The sequence below is a fragment of the Brevibacterium picturae genome, assembly GCF_030453725.1.
Classification (GTDB): Bacteria; Actinomycetota; Actinomycetes; order Actinomycetales; family Brevibacteriaceae; genus Brevibacterium; species Brevibacterium sandarakinum_A.
The window spans coordinates 1-1,635 of record NZ_JAKDJU010000333.1 but is presented as its reverse complement, the minus strand read 5'-3'; the positions used below and the strand labels follow the sequence as shown (position 1 = coordinate 1,635).

Sequence of the window (1,635 nt, the reverse complement as noted above, 5' to 3'; positions counted from 1 at the left end):
TCGGGGAAGCGGTCGTCCTCCAAGAGTCGGGTCTGGGACAATGACTCCTCGCCTGAATGGAGTCTGACTCACGCCTGCGAGTGACCCGATGGGCGGACCGAGACCCAGGTCACGGGCGCGCACGAGTGGCGCATAAGGCCGCGGGGCACTCATGGAATTCTGAACATATGCTCACGAATCCTCACCGATTCGTTGCGGCGAGAGTAGGCCACCTATGAGCCTCTCTGCATTGAACCGCCTGCTTGTGTCCGACAGTGTGGTGTGTGGCGATTTCCGGAGCACCCCCTGTGCCGAATGCAGAACACAGACATGTGCCGAAAGCGGGAAACAGACGTTCGCCGTCCGGGCAGCTCGCCCTATCCAACAGGAAAGCGAGAACAGATGAAAAGCGTGCGCAAATTTGCGGTGACTGCACTGTCGGCTGCCGTCATCGCAGGGGGTCTCTCCCTGGGGGCGGCGACCTCGGCCGCGGCGGGTCCGATCTCAGGGGCCGTCGATCAGCCGAGCGACAACGCCTCGGGCCCCGGTCAAGATCAGGGTGACGGCTCGGCCGTGGGCATTGACGATCCGGACGAACTCAGCTCCGAGCAGATCGACAATGCCCGCACCATCATCGGCGTCGGCAAGGGCGCGGAACTGTCGGAGAAGGCCCAGAAGATCGCCGTGATGACCGCGCTCCAGGAGTCGAGCCTGCAGAATCTCGACGGCGGGGATCGTGACTCCGTCGGAGCGTTCCAGCAGCGTCCCTCGATGAACTGGGGATCGGCCGAGCAGGTGGAGGATCCCGTCTTCGCATCGAAGTCGTTCTATGGAGTCAACCCCGATAGTCCCAATCCGGGCCTGACTCAGATCGACAACTGGGAGAACATCGACCCGGGTCAGGCCGCGCAGGACGTGCAGTCTTCGGCTTTCCCTGACGAATACGCGAAGTGGGAACCGTTGGCCGATCAGCTCGTCGATGACAACCAGGACGTCGACGACATCAATTGAGGTCGTTCACTGGGGAGTCGGCGATGATCGACCTCATCGCCGATGCAGTCAGGGAAAGCCTCGAGCGCGTGCCTTCCGGCACCCTCCTTGCCGATGATCTCCCCGGTCAGGAGGGTGTAGTGCATTCGCGCCGGTCCGAGAAGGCACCACTCCACAGCTCCAGCTGACAAGGTGCGTCGACCGCCGCGGGCGCTTTCAGCCAGCGGGGCCCAATACTCGCGGACGTTGCGCGCGACCCACTCGCGGAGCACCTCGGGCTCGGAGTCGAGATTCCAATCCGAGACGGGGCCGCCGCGGACGGAGATGCCGCCGTCGACGAGTTCCTTCCAGATCACCGGATTGACGTCGAAAGCGCCCTGGGAGTCGAAGACCTCGCCTACGTGGGACGCGACCGGGTGGATCTCGGTCACCGCGCGGGAGATCTCGGACTGCCAGACGAACACGGTGTTGCAGCATGCGCTGAACCCCAGACCGCGTGCAGCACGGACGGTCAGACGGGGCACCTGGGCGAGATGCAGAAGCCTCAAGCGTGCCATGAGGCTGCGGTGGTCTTTCCACTCATCGCTGAGGACAGCGATGACATCGATATCGCTGCGGCCCGGTCGGTAGGCATCAAGGGCGATGGACCCACCGACTGCGCATGCG

Annotated in this window: 2 protein-coding genes; one reads left to right on the top strand and one right to left on the bottom strand. The window is 63.7% G+C overall.

Annotated elements, in window-relative coordinates; genetic code table 11:
- The first annotated feature begins 381 nt into the window (after window positions 1–381).
- On the top strand, window positions 382–990 hold the full coding sequence (locus L0G76_RS16130; protein WP_487247015.1) for a hypothetical protein: 609 nt from the start codon (window positions 382–384) through the stop codon (window positions 988–990).
- On the opposite strand, the gene L0G76_RS16125 is transcribed toward L0G76_RS16130, so the two are convergent.
- A partial coding sequence (locus tag L0G76_RS16125) for a hypothetical protein (RefSeq protein ID WP_304358137.1) occupies window positions 948–1,635 on the bottom strand: 688 nt, incomplete at its 5' end. The genes L0G76_RS16130 and L0G76_RS16125 overlap by 43 nt on opposite strands.

Coding starts and splice junctions, on each gene's coding strand:
- L0G76_RS16130 (WP_487247015.1), top strand. CDS start 382: ATGAAAAGCGTGCGCAAATTTGCGGTGACTGCACTGTCGGCTGCCGTC.